This is a genomic window from Cupriavidus sp. CP313 (assembly GCF_054072015.1).
Window position 1 is genome coordinate 1 of record NZ_JBSVZB010000007.1, and the last position, 18076, is coordinate 18076.

The 18076-nt window shown below is 70.0% G+C and carries 15 protein-coding genes; 7 read left to right on the top strand and 8 right to left on the bottom strand.

The annotated features are described in order from the left end of the window. Positions 1–163: 163 nt before the first annotated feature. The 3 genes from bamE to ACW4E8_RS12155 are packed head-to-tail and all read right to left on the bottom strand — an operon-like array spanning position 164 to position 6750. On the bottom strand, positions 164–712 hold the full coding sequence (gene bamE / locus ACW4E8_RS12145; protein WP_456804748.1) for an outer membrane protein assembly factor BamE domain-containing protein: 549 nt from the start codon (positions 710–712) through the stop codon (positions 164–166). Between the two features lie 43 nt (positions 713–755). After that, complete coding sequence (locus tag ACW4E8_RS12150) at positions 756–4907, bottom strand: translocation/assembly module TamB domain-containing protein (protein ID WP_456804749.1); 4152 nt, start codon at positions 4905–4907, stop codon at positions 756–758. A gap of 40 nt (positions 4908–4947) precedes the next feature. Next, positions 4948–6750, bottom strand: a complete 1803-nt coding sequence (locus tag ACW4E8_RS12155; protein ID WP_456804750.1) for an autotransporter assembly complex protein TamA — start codon at positions 6748–6750, stop codon at positions 4948–4950. A gap of 167 nt (positions 6751–6917) precedes the next feature. Between ACW4E8_RS12155 and ACW4E8_RS12160 the strand changes: the two genes are divergently transcribed. The 3 genes from ACW4E8_RS12160 to panC all read left to right on the top strand — a co-directional run bounded on the left by ACW4E8_RS12160 (position 6918) and on the right by panC (position 9083). Next, on the top strand, positions 6918–7109 hold the full coding sequence (locus tag ACW4E8_RS12160) for a DUF3460 family protein (RefSeq protein ID WP_456804751.1): 192 nt from the start codon (positions 6918–6920) through the stop codon (positions 7107–7109). Between the two features lie 31 nt (positions 7110–7140). Continuing rightward, on the top strand, positions 7141–8031 hold the full coding sequence (locus ACW4E8_RS12165; RefSeq protein WP_456804752.1) for a segregation and condensation protein A: 891 nt from the start codon (positions 7141–7143) through the stop codon (positions 8029–8031). Positions 8032–8234: 203 nt separating this feature from the next. After that, positions 8235–9083 (top strand): pantoate--beta-alanine ligase, encoded by an 849-nt coding sequence (gene panC / locus ACW4E8_RS12170; protein ID WP_456804753.1) that lies wholly within the window; start codon positions 8235–8237, stop codon positions 9081–9083. Between the two features lie 49 nt (positions 9084–9132). On the opposite strand, the gene ACW4E8_RS12175 is transcribed toward panC, so the two are convergent. Then, positions 9133–10326, bottom strand: coding sequence for a PepSY-associated TM helix domain-containing protein (locus ACW4E8_RS12175; RefSeq protein ID WP_456804959.1), 1194 nt, complete (start codon positions 10324–10326; stop codon positions 9133–9135). Between the two features lie 131 nt (positions 10327–10457). Beyond that, positions 10458–11978, bottom strand: a complete 1521-nt coding sequence (locus ACW4E8_RS12180) for a cobyric acid synthase (RefSeq protein ID WP_456804754.1) — start codon at positions 11976–11978, stop codon at positions 10458–10460. 42 nt (positions 11979–12020) lie between these two features. Here ACW4E8_RS12180 and cobU point away from each other — a divergent pair, with 42 nt between their 5' ends. The 4 genes from cobU to ACW4E8_RS12200 are packed head-to-tail and all read left to right on the top strand — an operon-like array spanning position 12021 to position 15624. Continuing rightward, positions 12021–12716, top strand: a complete 696-nt coding sequence (cobU, locus tag ACW4E8_RS12185) for a bifunctional adenosylcobinamide kinase/adenosylcobinamide-phosphate guanylyltransferase (RefSeq protein ID WP_456804960.1) — start codon at positions 12021–12023, stop codon at positions 12714–12716. Beyond that, positions 12710–13684: an adenosylcobinamide-phosphate synthase CbiB gene (gene cbiB / locus ACW4E8_RS12190; RefSeq protein ID WP_456804755.1), complete on the top strand. Its 975-nt coding sequence runs from the start codon at positions 12710–12712 to the stop codon at positions 13682–13684. The genes cobU and cbiB overlap by 7 nt, the downstream gene beginning before the upstream one ends. Next, positions 13681–14700, top strand: a complete 1020-nt coding sequence (gene cobD, locus ACW4E8_RS12195) for a threonine-phosphate decarboxylase CobD (RefSeq protein WP_456804756.1) — start codon at positions 13681–13683, stop codon at positions 14698–14700. The genes cbiB and cobD overlap by 4 nt, the downstream gene beginning before the upstream one ends. Before the next feature lie 18 nt (positions 14701–14718). Further along, on the top strand, positions 14719–15624 hold the full coding sequence (locus ACW4E8_RS12200) for a cobalamin-binding protein (protein WP_211980179.1): 906 nt from the start codon (positions 14719–14721) through the stop codon (positions 15622–15624). Here the strand turns inward: ACW4E8_RS12200 and ACW4E8_RS12205 are convergent, their stop codons facing one another. Genes ACW4E8_RS12205 through cobT form a run of 3 tightly spaced genes read right to left on the bottom strand, consistent with a single transcriptional unit; the run spans position 15625 to position 18064 of the window. Next, on the bottom strand, positions 15625–16206 hold the full coding sequence (locus ACW4E8_RS12205; RefSeq protein ID WP_456804757.1) for a histidine phosphatase family protein: 582 nt from the start codon (positions 16204–16206) through the stop codon (positions 15625–15627). Next, on the bottom strand, positions 16191–17027 hold the full coding sequence (locus ACW4E8_RS12210) for an adenosylcobinamide-GDP ribazoletransferase (protein WP_456804758.1): 837 nt from the start codon (positions 17025–17027) through the stop codon (positions 16191–16193). Before ACW4E8_RS12210 ends, ACW4E8_RS12205 begins: the two co-directional genes overlap by 16 nt. Further along, positions 17024–18064, bottom strand: a complete 1041-nt coding sequence (gene cobT, locus ACW4E8_RS12215; protein ID WP_456804759.1) for a nicotinate-nucleotide--dimethylbenzimidazole phosphoribosyltransferase — start codon at positions 18062–18064, stop codon at positions 17024–17026. The genes ACW4E8_RS12210 and cobT overlap by 4 nt, the downstream gene beginning before the upstream one ends. Positions 18065–18076: the final 12 nt, after the last annotated feature.

The window sequence follows — 18076 nt, forward strand, 5'->3', positions numbered from 1 at the left end:
CCGCCAGCAGCCTTCCCTGCGGGTTCAAGCCAGGCGCGGCGCATGCGTTGTTGCGGGCCTTGACATGACCAAGGCCGGCGGCCCGCGCCTAGCCTGCGCCGCGCCTGGCTTGAACGCGTCCCCTTTTTCATTCTGAAACGGGTTCTAAGGGCCGGGGCACGCGTCAGCCGCCCTGCATCTTCGACGGATCGTCGCTGCGCGAGGTCGTGGTGACGGTGCCGTCGCTGTTGAAATGCACGTTGAAGAAGGCCTTGTCGGTCGAGGTTTCCATCCAGCGGTAGCCCCACACCTCTTCCTTCTTCAGCGCAAATGCCTCCACCTTGGTGGGCTTGCCCAGCAGGCGGCGGATGTCGTCCTTGCTCATGCCGGCGCGCACGCGTGTGAAGTTCTCGGCCGACAGCACCTGCTCGATCCTCGCGACCTTGCCATCGGCGCTGATGGTGACCATCCAGGTAGTGGTGCCCTCGGGGCCGCGCGGGTATTCAAGCCGGCGCCCGCCGTCCGCTTCTTCCCAGACGATCTCCGGCTTGCCGGCCTGGCGCCGCAGGTCCTCCTCGGTGGACTGGCCGGGGACGATGCCCTTGAACAGCTCGCTGTCGGGCTTGATCGCGTTCCAGGTGTTGCGGGCGGTGTCGCCCGCCTTCTTCATGGCTTCATCGACCTTCTGCTGGTCGCAGCCGAACAGCGCAAGCAAAGAGGCAAAGAGTCCCATGGCGGCAAGGCGTCGCGGCGACGCGAAAGTGGAGGGGCGCCCGTCAGCGGCGCTCGGGTTCGGCGACGGCTGCCGAGGCTGCCTGTGCCGCGCTGTCGGGACTGGTTGGCTGGCTCTCATCCTGCTGGCTCCTTCTGGTGCCGCTGCGACCCGAGGTTCCGCTGAACAGGTTCTCCCAGCTGTCGAAACGGCGGTTGAACAACACCGACAAACCGTTGATGGACCCGCCCTTGGCAATCAGCGACCAGCGCCGCGAGAACTGCCAGGTCAGCTTCACCACGTTTGAGGCGGACGTCAGGCTCTGCTCGTAGCCGACCGAGATCTGGTCGGTCACGGCCTTGCCCATGCTGACCACCTGCTGGTCGTTCAGGCCGGCGGTACTGGGCCCGATCGAGAATTCGTCGATGCCGAAATGCTGCACGATCCCCTTGCCGGCCTTGCCGCCGATCATGCCCAGCGCCGCGCCGCCCAGCGCGGCGCCACCCAGCTGGCGCTGCTGGCCGGCACCGGCGCTTTCCGCGCCGTAGCCGAACATCAGCCACGAGAGCTTATCCTCTTCCGGCACGTTGGGCTCCGAAACCAGCCGCACGCGCGGCAGCCGCACCGTGCCGGTCACCTCCACGCCCGCCTCCACTTCCTGGTTGCGGCGCATGGCGCGGATGTTCATGTTCGGGTTGTCGATCGGGCCGTTGAAGTTGATGATGCCACGCTCGATGTCCAGCTTGCGCCCGAAGGCTTCATAAGTACCGTCGGTCACGCGCACCGTGCCGGTGGCCTTCATCGGCGCCAGCGGCTCGCTCTTGACGCCGATCTGGCCCGCCAGCATCAGGTCCGCGCCCGCGCCGCGGAAGCGGAAGTTGTTGCCGAGGTCCACGGTCAGGTCGATCACCGGGCTGAACTTGCTTGCCGGCTTGGTCTCCGGCGCCGGCGTGGCGGCAGTCTTCACGGCGCGCTGGTCCTTGCGCCGGATCACCACCACATCGTCGCCCAGCACCGGCGCGCCGGCCTTGGGCAGGTCGAACAGGCCGCGGTCGACGCGGAACTTGCCGCGGATCACGATCTGCTTGTTCTCGTTGGCGATGCTGGCGTCGCCCGAGACCACCAGCGTGCGCTCGGGGCTGGCGAACAGCTGCAGCTTGTCGGCGACAATCTTGCCGGTCAGGTTGGGATCGGCCTCGCCCAGCTTGATGTTGCCGGTGGCCGTGATCTTGCCGTCGCCGCCGTGGAATTCCACGTGCTTGAGCTCGACCGTGTTCTGGTCCAGCACCACGCGCACGGTGCCGTCGGTCAGGCGCAGGCCCAGGTCGTACAGCGTGACGGCGAGGTTGTCGCCGTCGACGGTGCCGGTCAGCAGCGGCGCTCCGACCGTGCCGGCCAGGCGCATCGCCGCGGCCAGTTTGCCGTCGAAGGCGTACTGCGGGCCGGTCAGCGCTTCCAGCGATTTCAGGCGCGGCACGTCGACGGTCACCGTGCCGCCCAGGGTCGAGGCCGGGCCCACGGTCTGCAGCCCCTGCTCCTGCACCAGTCCGGCAGAGGCGTCCACCACCACCTTGCCGATGCGGCCCGACACCATGCCGCCGCGCAGCGCGATGCGGTTGCCGCCGGCCTCGGCGCGCAGGCTGGTCTCGCCCAGGCCGAGCGTGGTGAAGCCCCGGCCGGCGTTGACCGACAGGTCGCCGCTGCGCCGGCGCAGTTCGGCAAACCCGGTCGCGGTCTCGGCCAGCGCCAGGTTCCAGCGGCCGTCGATGACCAGGTCGGAGCGCACCGGCGGCTTCTCGCCGGTGATGGTTTCCATCAGCTCCAGCACATGGCCCACCTGCAGGCCGTCCAGGCTGCCCGCGCTGCGGATGCGGCCGTGGTCCCAGTCCAGGCTGTCGATCGTCAGTGTGGCGCGGTCCAGCAGCAGGCGCGCGGCGCCCAGGCGCACGCGCTGGTCGGCCACCAGCAGCTGCGTCGGCGCGGCCAGGCGCAGGTTGACCGTGCCGCGCTCTTCCAGCGTGCGGATGGTGCCGTTCCAGCCATCCTTGCCCTTCCACGCCCCCTGCCCCGCCAGCGCCAGCTGCAATGGCCGCTTGTTCAGGCTGCCGGCCGCCTTGACGTCGAAGGTATGGTTGGCCTGGGTGCCGTTGAGCGTGGCATCGAGCGTGCTCAGGCTGGCCTGCGGGCCGCGGTAGTCGCGCGCGGCCAGCTGCACCGAGAGCGGACCGTCCAGCCCGCCGCGCACCTCGGCGCGGCCGCTGGCGCTGGCCACCTTGTGCGGGCCCACTTCCAGCGCCTGCGCGTTGTAGTCGGCCACCACTTCGGGTTTCTTCAGCGTGCCGGTGATGGTGGCGTCGAGCTTGAGCTTGCCGGCCACGCCGAACTTGAGCCGCTCCAGCTGCGGCGCATCGACCGCCAGCTTGAGCGCATCGCCGCGCGCGCCGAAGCTGCCGCGCAGGTTGGCCTGGTTGCCGGCCATGCTCAGCGAGGCCTCGCTCGGCAAGAGCCGCTCTCCCGCCAGGCGCACCTTGCCGCCGCCCGTCATCGGCAGGCCCGCGTATTCGCTCTCATGCACGGCAAAATCCAGCGCCACGCCAAGCTCCGGCGCAATCTCGCCGGTCGCGGTGAAATCCGCATTGATCCGGCCGGCGGCAACCTTGGCCAGGCGCGAGGGATCGAACGAGGCCAGCTTGCCCTTGAAGCTGAACGGCTGCTTGTCCTTCAGGCCGAGCTTGCCTTCCGCGGTAAGCAAACCCGGGCCCACCGCGGCGCGCAGCGTGGCCAGCGTGACCGCCTCGGCATCGATGCTGGCATCGGCGAAAAGCTTGAGAGGCCCGCCCGACAGGTCCAGCGCCACGCTTTGCCGGCCCGGCTCCATCCGCACCACCACCGGGCCGGACAGGCTGGCGCTGGTCAGCGAGCCATGCAGCGCGGCCGGGTCCAGCCTGCGCACGTCCAGGTCGAAACCGCCACGGCCGCCGCGCAGCGAACCGCCGCCGGCGATCTCGGCCTTGCCGGCCAGCGCCACGCGCAGGTCCGAGACGACCTGTGCCATCTCGCTCAGCTCGACATGGGCGCGCACCGACTGGACCGGCAGCCGTTCCTTGTCCAGCGGACCGGCTTCCAGGTTGCGGATCTCGATGTCGCCGGCGACAGCCAGCAGTGCGGGGGCGGGTGCGGCCGCGGGGGCCGAAGCCGCCGAGGCTGCCGGTGCGGATGCCGCCGCAGGGGCCGACGCCGCTGCCGCGCTTCCTGCCTGCTTGCCGCCCGCCACGCCGTCCACCGGCCGCAGCTCGGCATGCACGGTCAGGTTGGCCTGTGGCGCCGACGGGCTGAACAGGCGCGGGTTGATGCGATCGCCATCGACCAGCAGGTGCGTGAACGGCACCTTGCCGAACGGCGTCAGGTCGACGCCGGCGCGCAGGTGGATGCGGTCGCCGCTGGCCTGCAGCTCGGCACGCAGCGCGTCCAGGTTGCCCTTGGCGGTAGCATTGACGGCAAAGGACTCATCCTGCCAGCTGCTTTCCAGCAAGGCTTCGGCGCTGAGCGCGAACGGGGCGCGTGCGCCCAGCTGGGCGTTGGCCGCCAGCTTGCCGTACGGTGTTTCCAGCTTGTCCACGCTGACGCGGTGGCGCTGGCCGTCGCTGTGCAGCGCGCCGGCCAGGTTGCTGAACACCATCGGCTCGGCCGTGGGCGCCGTGCCTTGCAGCAGCGACAGCCGCTCAAGCGTCAGGGAATCGACATCGATGGCCAGCGGCAGTTCGAGCGACGTGGGCATCTGCATCGGCTCGGTGCTCGGCTCGGACGGGCCGAGCTTCACTTCGGCCTTGCCGATGCGCAGCCACTGCACGTGCAGGCGCCGCGCCTGCCAGTTGAGCGCCCAGTTGCCATCCACGCGGTCCACCGCCACGCGCGTCTGGCCGCTGGCGAACAACACGTCGCGCAGGCGCAGGCCGTGCGCCACGGTGCCGCCTTCCAGCCGGCCGCTGAGCATGCCGGCCGACAGCCGCGTGGCCAGCGTCCACAGGTGGCGGGTGCCGGTCTCGGTGCGCAGCGCTGCCACGCCCGCCGCCACCAGCGCCACCATCAACAGCAGCAGGATGCCGACCAGCCAGGCCAGCACGCGCCACAGCCGCCGGCGCTTGCGCGGCGCGGGCGGGGTCGGAGTCCGGGCCGAATCGCCGCCGGGCACCGAAGGCAGATCGTGGGCGCTCATGCCGGCATCCGGGTCAGGCGGGAAAGACATGGGTGCCGCATCAGAACGCCACCCCCAGCGAGATATGCGGCCGGAACTGCTGCTGCTGGATGCCGTAGCCCAGGTCCAGCTGCAGCGGGCCCACCGGCGTGCGCCAGCGCACGCCGACGCCCACGCCGTTGTAGATGGTCACGCCGTGCAGGTTGTCGGCGGCAGTGCCGAGATCCCAGAACACCGCCACGCCCCAGTCCGGCTTGAACCAGTACTGGTACTCCAGGCTGCCGGTGCCCAGGTACTTGGCCGGCAAGATGCTGGAGCCGCTGGGCGTGCCGATCGACTGGTAGCTGTAGCCGCGGATCGAATCGGTGCCGCCGGCGCGAAAGCGCAGCGTGGCCGGGATCTGGCTCGAGCTGTCGCCGGTCAGGTCGGCACCGAGTTCCAGCCGTGCCACCACCAGGTCGCGCTTGCCCACCGGTATGTACTGGCGGATACGGCCGTACAGCCGCAGGAAGGTGGCATCGCTGAGGAAACCCTTGGCGGCCACCCCGATCTGGGTGCTGATCACATTGCCGCGGCGCGGGAACACCGGGTTGTCGACATCACGCCGGGTCCAGGCAAAAGCCGGCACCAGCGCCTTGCTGATCTGGGCGGCCTGGCCCTCCGGCAGCAGCTTGTCGTAGTAAAAATCCAGCGACGTCGTCACGTCGTACTTCTCGCGCGAGCGCGAGCGCTTCAGGCCCGCGCGCAGGCTGGTGGTGTCGGTGTTCTCGATGTCGATGGTGCGCTCGTAGCTGCTGTACACGCTGTTGCGGTAGTTGCCCCTGTCCGGCGGCATCGCGGCCTCGGCGAACAGATAGGAGCGCTTCTGCTCCAGCCGCGCCTGCGAGTCGAAGGTCCAGGCGCGGTTGAACAGGTTGTAGTACGAATAGCGGCCTTCGATCTGCGCGCCGGTGTCGGTGGTAAAGCCCACGCCGCTGTTGAGCCGGTGCGCCGGATATTCGCGCACGCGCACCAGGACCGGCGAGCTCACCACGCCGTCAGCCGCCTTGTCGGCGTCCGGGGGCGGTTCCAGGTCGACCTGCACGTTGGAGAAGTACGGCTGGTTCTGGATCGCGCGCTGCAGCTCCAGCAGCCGCTCCACGCGGTACGGCTCGCCCTCGCTCAGCGGGTTGACGTTGTAGATGATCTGTTCCGGATAGCGGCGCGTGCCGGTCACCTTCAGCGGCCCCAGCAGGTAGGCCGGGCCGCTGGCGTAATGCGCGGACAGGTCAGCGCGCTGGTCGTCCGGCTCCACGCGCGCCTGCGACGCGGCCAGGCGCGCGCCGTAGTAGTTGTGGCTCTGCAGCGTGACCAGCGCGTCTTCCTTGGCCTTGTCCCAGTCGCCCTGCCGGAACGGCTCACCCACCGGCAGTCCCCACTTGGCCTGCATCTCAGCCACCTGTTCGGGCGAGCGCGTCGCCGCCGGGCCCGTCACCTGGACGTCGACATTGCGGATCAGCGTGCGCGCGCCGGGGTCGACCATCACGTGGAGCACGCGCTTGTCGCCCTCGCCCTCCACGCGGGTGGTGGTGGTCGGGTCGAAGTAGCCCTCGGTGGAGGTGAGCGCCCGCACCTGCTCGCCGACGGTCTCGACCATATAGTCGAGCTGGTCCGGCGAGAGGTCGGCGCGGTCCTTGTAGCGTGCCAGGTCGAGATGCTCTTCCAGCATTTCGCGGATCGGCTTGGGTGCCTCGACTTCGACCTCGTAGGCGGCGCGGGCCGGGGCGGCCGCCAGCGCCAGCACCGCGCCCAGCGCGGCCAGTACGCGAACGGCCACGCACGCGCGGCCAGCGGAGTTAGCGGTAATAGCGGTGTCTTGCGGCATCGCCGATTGTCCACACATACAAAGTCGGTATTTGACCACACCCGGCCTTATGCCCGGAACTTTCCGGCCCCTTGCACCCGGCCTGGATGCATTCCGGGGGGCCGATACTGTAAAATCGTGGCCCACTGCACCCATCTGGCGCCCGCGCGGGCGCATCACGGTTGAACATGGCCATCTACGAATCCGAAATCACCCAGTTCCTGAAGCAGCTCAAGCAAGAGCGCCCGACGCTGGAGGCCGAACAGCGCGACGGCCGTGCCTTGCTGTGGGACAAGTCGCCGATCAACCTGGAAGAGCGCGCGCGCGCCGAAGCTTCGCGCGTGGCGCAGAAGCCATACGTCTACTCGCAGGACAACTGATTCCCGCCGCCCCCTCGAGCGCACGCCGCCCATGAGCGCAGGCGACCAGGACAAGCTGCCGCTGCCCGTCGAGCTGCCGACCGTGGCCCCGGCCGTTGCAGCCGGGGCCGGCCCCGCCGACATGGTCGACGGGATGGCCTTCGCGCGCCTGTATGGCGAGCCGCTGTTCAAGCTGCCGCAGGACCTGTACATCCCGCCGGACGCGCTCGAGATCTTCCTGGAAGCCTTCGAGGGCCCGCTGGACCTGCTGCTGTACCTGATCCGCAAGCAGAACTTCAATGTCCTCGACATCCCGATGTCGCAGGTCACCCGGCAGTACCTGTCCTACATCGAGCAGATCCGCAAGACCAACCTGGAGCTGGCGGCGGAATACCTGCTGATGGCGGCGATGCTGATCGAGATCAAGTCGCGCATGCTGCTGCCGGTCAAGAAGGCCGACAGCGACGACGAAGCCGAGGACCCGCGCGCCGAACTGGTGCGCCGCCTGCTGGAATATGAGCAGATGAAGCTGGCCGCGCAGCGCCTGGATACGGTGCCGCAGCTGGGCCGCGACTTCCTGCGCTCGCAGGTCTATATCGAGCAGAGCCTGGCGCCGCGCTTCCCCGAAGTGGAAACCGTGGACCTGAAGGCCGCCTGGGCCGATGTGCTCAAGCGCGCCAAGCTCAACCAGCACCACAAGATCTCGCGTGAGGAACTGTCGGTGCGCGAGCACATGAGCCAGATCCTGCGCCGGCTGCAGCATGCGCGCTTCATGGAATTCTCCGAGCTGTTCGAGGACGCGGTGCGCTCCGGCAAGGGCGTGCCGGTGGTGGTGGTGAACTTTATCGCCATGCTGGAGCTGTCGCGCGAAGCGCTGGTGGAGATCACCCAGGCCGAACCGTTCGCACCAATTTATGTGCGATTGGCGTACAGCCCGACCTGACCCACCCGCGGTGCGGGGTCCGGCCCCGTCCCACTTGTTCTACAATCCGCCGACAGCCGGCCCAATGGCCCACGGTGCAGGCCCCGACGGCAAGTGCCCGAAGGCCCCACGCCCGACAGAAGGCCGAGACCGGTAGTCCATGTGCCGCCCCTCGATGGACCGGCGCCCGGGTCACACCTATCACGACCAGCACACCAAGGCAGATGAAAGTCATTTCCTCCATCCAAGAGCTGCGCGACCAACTGCGCGGCCAGAACCGCGCTGCCTTCGTCCCCACCATGGGCAACCTGCACGAAGGCCACCTGTCGCTGATGCGCCTGGCGCGCCAGCACGGCGACCCGGTGGTGGCATCGATCTTCGTGAACCGCCTGCAGTTCGGCCCGAACGAGGATTTCGACAAGTACCCGCGCACGCTGCAGGACGATATCGAGAAACTGCAGAGGGAAGGCGTCTACGTGCTGTTTGCGCCGTCCGAGCGCGACATGTACCCCGAGCCGCAGGAATACCGCGTCGAGCCGCCGCATGACCTGGGCGACATTTTGGAAGGCGAGTTCCGCCCCGGCTTCTTCAAGGGCGTGTGCACGGTGGTGATGAAGCTGTTCTCGTGCGCGCAGCCGCGCGTGGCGGTGTTCGGCAAGAAGGACTACCAGCAGCTGATGATCGTGCGCCGCATGGTGCAGCAGTTTGCCCTGCCGATCGACATCATCCCCGCCGAGACCATCCGTGCCGAAGACGGCCTGGCGCTGTCGTCGCGCAACCGCTACCTGGGCCCCGACGAGCGCGCCGAGGCGCCGGTGCTGTACCGCACGCTGCATGACGTGCGCGACACCGTGCTGGGCAGCGACCGCGCCTCGGCCGACCTGCTTGCCGTCGAGGCGAATGCAAAGGAATCGCTGGCCAAGCGCGGCTGGAAGCCGGACTACGTGTCGATCCGCAAGCGCGTCGACCTGCAGGCGCCGACGCGCGAGGAATTCCTCGCCGGCGAGCCGCTGGTGATCCTGACGGCCGCCAAGCTGGGCCCGACCCGGTTGATCGACAACCTGGAAATCTGAGCGGCGCCGCCGCACCAGACAAAAAAAGCAGGCCGCCGGCCTGCTTTTTTCATGCCCGGCGCATGCCGGATCGTTGTGCGGCCTTCACCACATGCCGCTGATGCCCCCGCCGCCGCTTCCACCAGATCAGCACGCCGGTCACGGCAAACGCCAGCGGCGCCAGCCCAAACAGCGTGATGAAGACCCGCCCCGGCAGCCCGAAGGCCTCGCCGGTATGCAGCGGAAACAGCCAGTTCAGCAGCGTGTCGCCCGCCGGCGCCTCCTGCGGATCACGCACGCCCAGCGGCTTGCCGCTCCAGGCATCGAGCCACAGCCGCGTGGCGCCGGTATCCTTGCGCACCTCGCCGGGCTGGCGCAGCCGTATCTCGAACGCGTCGCCCGGCTTGCGCGGGAAGCTGATGCGGGTCACCTGCGCTTGCGGGTACTGGGCCTGCGCCGCCGCCATGATCTCGCCCGCGCCCAGCGGCCGGGCCCCGTCCGGCGCTGGTGCCGAGACGTGCTTCACCGGCGGCGTCACGGTCATTACGCCCGCCACCATTGGCGTCACCCACTTCGGCAGGTTCAGGTACCAGCCGGAAAAGGCAATGGTGGCCAGCACCGGCGCGGCCAGGATGCCGCCCGCGCGATGCAGCGAATAGTTGAAGCGCGACCACGAACCGCCATGCGTGATGCGGAACGCCTGCACCACCGAGCGCAGCTTCATCTTGGGCCACCACACCACCACGCCCACCAGCGTGCTCAACAACAGCAGCATGCCGGCCACGCCGGTGATGGTCTTGCCGGTATCGCCCGACAGCAGGTAGCGATGCAGGTGGAACAGCGTGGGCAGCAACAGCCGGCGCGACAGGCCCGCCTCGCCCCAGACCCGCTCGCCCTTCACCTCAAGCGTGACCGGATCGACCATCACCTGGCGTGAGCGGCCCGGCACCACGCCGTCGGGCCCCTTGACCGGGTACCAGGCGATAAAGACGCCGTCGGCATGGGCCGGCAGCATCAGCAGGTTGGGCTTGCCGTAGGAGGGCGCAGCCAGCCGCTCGGTCACTGCCTGGACCGTGGCCGGCGACACTGGCTCCGTCATCGGCGTGGACGCCACCAGCAGGTCAGGGTTGAGCCAGGCATCCAGTTCTTCGCGCCAGGCGATGGTCATGCCGGTCAGCCCCAACAGGACGAACAGCAGGCCAAGGCCCAGGCCGATATACAGGTGCAGTTTGACGAGGACGACGCGCAGGCGGCCGGTGACCATGTGGGGGGTGAAGTACGTTGAGCGGACGCTGCCATGCATGGAATATGGCGCAAAAGCCACCTCCAGCAGAATGCAAATGCGAAAGATTCGCGATTCTAGCAGGGCCCTGCCAAGCGGCTGTGCCGCATGCGTCAGCGCCGCAGTGGCGCCAGCATCGCCCCCAGGTCCAGGTGCGCGGTCATGGTGTCGGCAAGCCGCTCGATCGATGCTTCGCGCAGTGCATCGAGGTCCACCGCCTGGGCGCCGTCCAGCCCCGCCCAGCGCAGCAGCGCCTGGCAGCCGGCGGGCTCGTCGAACAGGCCGTGGACATAGGTGGCCAGCACCTGGCCGTCGGCCGAGCGCGCGCCGTCGGGCCGCACCGTGCGGTCGCCGCGGTCGAGCCACAGGGCCGGCTGCTCAAGCCCCGCGCCCGTAGTGACGCCAAGGTGGATCTCGTAGCCGCGCACCGGCGCATCGGCCTCATCCAGCGCCAGCCGGCCGCCAACCTGGCGCAGTTGCTTCTCTGCCGCCAGCGTGGTCTCGAAATCCAGCCAGCCCAGGCCCGCGCTGCTGCCGGCCGGGCCTTCGCGGCCATCGGGGTCGTGCACCTGCCGCCCCAGCATCTGCATGCCGCCGCAGATCCCGATCAGCTTGCCGCCGTAGCGCAGGTGCCGGGCCAGCGCCGCGTCCCAGCCATTGGCCCGGATGAAGTCCAGGTCGCCGCGCACGTTCTTGCTGCCGGGCAGCACCACCAGGTCCGCGGGCGGGATCGGCATGCCGGGCCCGACAAACTGCAGGTCCACCTGCGGGTGCGCGCGCAACGCGTCGAAGTCGGTATGGTTGGCGATGCGTGGCAGCACCGGCACGATCACGCGCAGGCGCTGCTCCGGCGTGCCTGTCTTGTCCGCTTGCGTGCCGATGATCGCGTCCTCTGCATCGAGATGCAGGCCGTGCAGGTAGGGCAGCACGCCGAACACCGGCTTGCCGGTGCGCGCGACCAGCCAGTCCAGTCCGGGCTCCAGCAGGCCGATATCGCCGCGAAAGCGGTTGATGATGAAGCCGGTCACGCGCGCGCGTTCGCTGTCGGACAGGCAGTCGAGCGTGCCGACCAGGTGCGCAAACACGCCGCCGCGGTCGATGTCCGCCACCAGCACCACCGGGCAGTCGACGCGCTCGGCAAAGCCCATGTTGGCGATATCGCGCTCGCGCAGGTTGATCTCGGCGGGGCTGCCGGCGCCCTCCACCAGCACCACCTCATAGGCCTGCGCCAGGCGCGTGTGCGAAGCCAGCACGGCCTTCATCGCCTCGGGCTTGTAGGCATGGTAGGCGCGCGCATCCAGGTCCAGCCGCGCGTGGCCGTGGATGATCACCTGCGCGCCGGTGTCGCTGCTGGGCTTGAGCAGCACCGGGTTCATGTCGGTATGGGGTGCCAGCCGCGCGGCCTGTGCCTGCAGCGCCTGCGCGCGGCCGATCTCGCCGCCGTCGGCGGTGACCGCACTGTTCAGCGCCATGTTCTGCGGCTTGAATGGCACCACGTGCGTGCCGGCACGCGCCAGCACCCGGCACAGGCCGGCCACGATGGTGCTCTTGCCGGCATCGGAAGTCGTGCCCTGGACCATCAGCGTGCCGCGCAGGGCACCCGGCGGCAGGGATTGCGAGGAGTCGGTTTGCATTGGCGGATTATCGCACCGGTGCCTGCAACAACCCCGCGTGCGATGCCCGGATGCGGCGGCTACAATACGCGGATGGAAACCCCGGCCATCGCACCCGCCTCCGCCCCCGACACCGCCACCCAGCCGCGTGCCGCCGGCGGACACGGTAACCGCCAGCTCACCCTGGTGCTGGGCGGCGCGCGTTCCGGCAAGAGCCATTACGCGGAACAGCTCGCCACCGACCATGCCACCATCACCGGCGGCCCGGTCACCTACATCGCCACCGCGCACCAGGACCCGGCGCACGCCGACCAGGAGCTGGAGGTCCGCATCGCCCTGCACCGCGCCCGCCGCCCCGCCGACTGGCGCCTGGTGGAAGAGCCGGTGCACCTGGCCGATGCGCTCTACGCCAACGCGCGCCACGACGGCTGCATCCTGGTGGATTGCATGACGCTGTGGATGAACAACCTGATCTTCCCCGACAGCCGCACGTACCCTGAGCATGGCGTGATCACGCCGCCGGATGCCTTCACCGAAGAAATCGAAGCGCTGCTCACCGCGCTGCCGACGCTGCCGGGCCATGTGATCCTGGTCTCGAACGAGATCGGCTTCGGCGTGATCCCGATGGGCGCCATCACCCGCTTCTATGTCGATGAACTGGGCCGCCTGAACCAGAAGCTGGCCGCCGCCGCCGACTGCGTGCGGCTGATGGTGGCAGGCATTCCGGTTGCGGTGAAGGGCGCCGATCCCACATGCTGATGCTGGCCTGGCCGGCATGCGTGGCAGCGGCACTGACGGGCGTTCTGCTGGACCGCTGGCTGGGCGAGCCGCGCCGCTGGCATCCGCTGGTGGGCTTCGGCCGCATCGCTGCCGCACTTGAGCGGCGGCTCAACCCTGCGCCGCAGCGCGGTGCGCCCTGGCGCCAGCGCCTTGCCGGTCTCGCCGGCTGGTGTGTGCTGGTGCTGGTGCCGGCAGCGCTCGCATGGTGGCTGGCCGACGCTGCGGCCAGCCTGCACCCTGTTGCCGCCCTGGCGCTGCATGCGGTGGCGCTGTACGCCGCACTCGGCGCGCGCAGCCTGCACCAGCATATCGCCCCGATCGCCGCCGCCCTTGCCGCGGCAGACCTGCCCGCCGCGCGCACGCTGACCGCGCGCATCGTCTCGCGCGACACCACCGATGCCGATGCTGAAGCCCTGGCCCGTGCCGCCTGCGAATCCGCACTGGAAAACGGCAACGACGCGGTCTTCGGGGCGCTGTTCTGGTTCCTGGTCGGCGGCGCGCCCGCCGTGATCGTGTTCCGGCTGGCCAATACGCTCGATGCGATGTGGGGCTACCGCACGCCGCGTCTGCTGTATTTCGGCTGGGCCGCGGCGCGCATCGACGACGGGCTCAACCTCGTGCCCGCGCGCCTGACCGCGCTGTCCTATGCGCTGCTCGGCGCCACCGCGCAGGCGCTGCATTGCTGGCGCACGCAGGCCCCGGCATGGTCGAGCCCCAATGCCGGCCCCGTGATGGCCGCGGGCGCCGGTGCGGTGGGCGTGCAACTCGGCGGCCCGGCGCGCTATCACGGCGAGATCGAGCAACGCCCGCCGCTGGGCGCCGGCCCCGCGCCGCAAGCCATGCACGTGATGGCCTGCCTGCGGCTGGTCGAGCGCACCTTGTGGCTGTGGCTGGCGCTGGCAGGCGCCAGCGCGCTGGCCGTCCTTGCGCTTGCCACGCCGACATGAGCACCGCCCTGCCCCCGATCCGCCATGGCGGCGACCTGCTTGCCGCGGTGCGCCGCTACGACCGCCCCGCCGGCGACTGGCTCGACCTGTCCACCGGCATCAATCCCGACGGCTATCCGGTGCCGGCGCTGCCTGCGCAAGCGTGGCAACGGCTGCCGCAGGATGACGACGGACTGGACGAACTGGCCGCACAGGCCTGCGCCGCGCCGCAGGCCTTGCCCGTCGCCGGCTCGCAGGCCGCCATCCGCACGCTGCCGGGTCTGCTGCGCCCGGGCCGCGTCGGCATCGCCGCGCTCGGCTACAGCGAATACGCGCCGGCCTTCGCTGCCGCGGGCCATGCGGTGGCGCCGCTGGATGAAGCGGCTTTCGCGCAAGCGGCGCTGGCCGACGAGCTCGACCATCTCGTCGTCGTGAACCCGAACAACCCGACCGGCCGCATGCTGCCCGCCGCCACGCTGCTGCGCTGGCACGCGAAGCTGGCGGCGCGCGGCGGCACGCTGCTGGTCGATGAAGCCTTTATCGACTGCCTGCCCGATGGCTCGGTGGCCGCGCACAGCGGCATGGCCGGCCTGGTGGTGCTGCGCTCGATCGGCAAGTTCTATGGCCTGGCCGGCATCCGCTGCGGCTTCGTGCTGGCGCAGCCGGCACTGCTGGACGCGCTGCGCGAGCGCATGGGCCACTGGACCGTATCGGGCCCGGCACGCGAAGTCGCGCGGCATGCGCTGGCCGACCACGGCTGGCAAGATGCCACCCGCGCGCGGCTGCAAGCATGCGGCGCGAAGCTGGCCGCGCTGCTGGACCGCCACGGCCTGGCGCCGGTGATGCATCCGCTGTTCTGCTGGGTGCCGCATGACGAAGCCGCGCGGCTGCACCACGCGCTCGCGCAACAAGGCGTCTGGACCCGCTACTTCGACGCCGCCGGCGGCTGCCCGCCGAGCCTGCGCCTGGGCCTGCCGCCGGACCAGCCACACGCCTGGCAGCGGCTGGACGCGGCATTGGCCGCGGCCACTGCCTGAACCACTTTCCCCGATCCCATGCTGAACCGCCTGACGCCCGTTATCGCTTCCACGCTGCTGCTGGCAGCCCTGCCCGCCGCCGCCGCGGTGTCTGCCGTCGACGATTCGGGCCAGACCGTGACGCTGGCGCAGCCCGCGCGCCGCGTGATCTCGCTGGCGCCGCATGTCACCGAAATGATCTTCGCGGCCGGCGGCGGCGAGCGCATCGTCGGCACGGTCAGCTACAGCGACTACCCGCCGCAGGCGCGCGAGATCGCGCGCGTGGGCGACAACAAGGCGCTGGACCTGGAGCGCATCGCCGCGCTCAAGCCCGACCTGATCGTGGTCTGGCGCCACGGCAATGCGCAGAAGCAGACCGACCGCCTGCGCGCGCTCGGCATCCCGCTGTTCTACAGCGAGCCGCGCAGGCTGGCAGCGATTCCTGAAAACATGGAGAAGCTCGGCACGCTGCTGGGCACCGAAGCCACCGCGCGGCGCGCTGCCGACGGCTTCCGCCAGCAGGTGGAGACGCTGCGCAAGACCTACGCGGCACGCCCGCCGGTGACGGTGTTCTACCAGGTCTGGCAGCAGCCGCTGATGACGCTCAACGGCCAGCACCTGGTCAGCGACATGCTGGCGCTGTGCGGCGGGCGCAACCTGTTCGCGGCCGAGACGCCGCTGGTGCCGACCGTGTCGGTCGAAGCGGTGATCGCGGGCAACCCGGAAGCGATGCTGACGGCGGGCATGGGCGCCACGCGCTCGGACCAGCCGCTGCCGGATTTCGAGATGTGGCGGCGCTGGAAGCAAGTCACGGCGGTGGCGCGCAACAACCTGTTCGTGATCGACGGCGACCTGGTCAACCGCGCCGGTCCGCGCGTGGTGCAAGGCGCCGAGCTGATCTGCAAGGACCTGGACACGGCGCGCAAGCGCCGGCCCGCACGCTGATCAGGCGGCGCGGTTCCACCAGCCGAGCCGGACACCGCCCGGCCCCAGCGTGAAGCCACAACTGGCACCGAAGCCCAACTCCCAGTTGACCGTCGCCGCCAGCGGCACGCCCAGCCAGTGCGCGGCCAGCATGCGCATCGGGCCGGCATGGCCGACCACCCAGAGACATTCAGCGCGATCTGCGGCAAGCGTTCCCGCCCAGCCGGCAACCCGCGCCATCGCCTGCGCCGGCGCTTCGCCGCCATGGGGGCGCGCGTGCAGCAGGTCGGCCGCCCACTGGTCGAGCGCGGCGCGGTCGATCGCGTCCCAGGCCACGCCCTCCCAGCTGCCGAAATCGATCTCGCGCAGGCGGGGTTCGGTGTCGATGGCCGGAACGCCGCCCGGCAGCAGCTGCACCAGCGCCTGCGCGGTGCCGAGCGCGCGCGCCAGCGGGCTGGCGACAATGCGATCAGGCGTGGGCAGGCCCGCGGCCATCTGTGCCGCCGCAGGCGTCAGCGGCGCCACCAGCGGCAGGTCGAGGCAGCCATAGCAGGTGCCCGCCGGCACCTGCGGCTGTGCATGGCGGATCAGGACCACATCCATGCCGCGGCCACCAGGTAGAGCAGGATCTCGGCGCACTGCTGGGCCATGCCCAGGCAGTCGCCGGTATAGCCGCCGATGCGGCGCACAAAGTAGCGGCCGAGCAGCAGGCGCAGACCCAGCAGCGCGACCACTGCCGTCGCGCAGAACCACGGCGACACCAGCCACAGCGGCACCAGCCCGCACAGCAGCGCGAACGCCAGCCCCGCGCCGGCCAGCTTCTGCGCTACCGGCTTGGCCTTGCCCTCCGGGCGCACGTAGGTCAGCGTGGCCAGATAGCTGACCGCCATCGCGCGGCTGGCGGCGTGCGCGGCGACGATCACCGCCAGCAGCACCATCAACCCGCCGCGCCCCGCAATCGCCACCAGCAACTGCCACTTGAGCAGCAACGCCACCACCAGCGCGATCGCACCGAACGCGCCGATGCGCGAGTCATGCATGATGCGCAGCACGTCCTCGCGCTGCCACGCGCCGCCGAAGGCATCGACGCAATCGGCCAGGCCGTCTTCATGGAAGGCGCCGGTCAGCAGCAGCGTGGCGGACATGCCCAGCAGCACGGCCACGCCGGGCGGCCACCACAGCATTGCCCCCCAGGTGACCAGCGCGCCCACGCCGCCCACCAGCAGCCCGACCAGCGGAAAGTAGCGCGCGGCGGCGTGCAGGTAATGCGGTTCGAATCCGGCCCAGCGCGCCAGCCAGCCCGGCAGCGGCACGCGCGTGAAGTAGCCCAGCGCCGTCAGGAAATAGCGCAGCTCGGCGGCCACGCGGGCGCGGCTGCGTGGTTCGGGTGCTGGTGCAGGCACCGGGTCGGACGGCACGCTCATGGCGAGGCGGTGCTGACGCCGGCGCCGCTAAAGGTCGCCATTTCGTTCAGGAACGCCGCCGCCGAGGCCAGCAACGGCCACGCCAGCGCGGCGCCCGTGCCCTCGCCCAGGCGCAGGTCCAGCGCCAGCAGCGGCGCGGCGCCGAACTGGTCCAGCAGCGCACGGTGGCCGCGCTCATGCGAGCAGTGCGTGAACACGCAGTACTGCAGCACGTTGGGGTCCAGGCGCTGCGCCACCAGCAGCGCGGCCGTGGCGATAAAGCCATCGACCAGGATCACCATGCGGCTCGCGGCAGCGGCCAGGAACGCGCCTGCCATCATCGCGATCTCGAAGCCGCCGAAGGTGGCCAGCACGTCCAGCGGTGCCTGCACATCGGCATGCAGCGCCAGCGCGCGCTCCAGCACCTCGCGCTTGCGCGCCAGGCCGGCATCGTCCAGCCCGGTGCCGCGCCCGATGCAGTGTTCCAGCGGCAGGCCGGTCAGCCGCTGCATCAGGCAGGCGGCGGCTGAAGTATTGGCAATGCCCATCTCACCGAAGGCGATCACGTTGCAGCCATGCTGCGCATGGCGCAGCACGCGCGCCATGCCGGCCGTCATCGCCGCGGCGGCCTGCTCCGGCGTCATCGCCGGCTCGACCGCGAAGTTGCGGGTGCCGTCGGCAATGCGGCAATTGACCAGGCCCGGTGCCGCCGGCAGCGGCACGCGCACGCCCGCGTCGACGATCTCCAGCGCAATGCCGTGCTGGCGCGAGAACACATTGATCGCCGCGCCGCCAGCCAGGAAGTTCTGCACCATCTGCGCGGTGACCTCGGCCGGATAGGCGCTGACACCGGCGTCGGCCACGCCGTGGTCGGCGGCAAACACGATCACCGTCGGGCGCTGCAGCACCGGCCGCGCCGTGCCGAGGATCAGGCCCAGCTGCAAGGCCAACGATTCCAGCCGGCCCAGTGCGCCGAGCGGCTTGGTCTTGTCGTCGATGGCGGCCTGCAGCACGGGGCGCAGGGCATCGTCGAGGGGAGTGATTTCCGGAAACTGCATGATGCTTTGACC